This window comes from Abyssibacter profundi, assembly GCF_003151135.1.
Taxonomy (GTDB): domain Bacteria; phylum Pseudomonadota; class Gammaproteobacteria; order Nevskiales; family OUC007; genus Abyssibacter; species Abyssibacter profundi.
Map to the genome: position 1 here is coordinate 1 of NZ_QEQK01000048.1, position 368 is coordinate 368.

A 368-nucleotide genomic window follows, 5' to 3' on the forward strand; every position below is an offset into this window, starting at 1 on the left:
GGTCGTGTCCCCGGACGTGGTGTAAGAGTGGCCACCGTGCCCCGCGGTAATCTGAGGTTTCTTGACGACCTTAGACAACCGAAAGAGGGACACGATGACCGACGACAGGATGGCGCTGCGCGCGCTGCTTGAAAAGGGTTCTCACGCTGATTTGCTKCGCGAGATGGTGGAGCTGGTGGCGCAGCGGCTGATGGACTTTGAGGTGGAATCGCTTTGCGGCGCTGGCCACGGCGAGCGCAGTCAGGAGCGGATCAATCACCGCAATGGATACCGCGACCGGCGCTGGGAGACACGCGCCGGGGCGGTGGATTTGAAGATCCCCAAGCTTCGCCGGGGCAGCTACTTTCCGGCGTTTCTGGAGCCGCGCC

General features: G+C 63.2%; 1 protein-coding gene. It reads left to right on the plus strand.

Annotation, left to right across the window (positions count from 1 at the left end):
* Positions 1-94: 94 nt before the first annotated feature.
* On the plus strand, positions 95-368 hold a 274-nt coding region (locus DEH80_RS17090), incomplete at its 3' end, for a transposase (protein ID WP_207774673.1).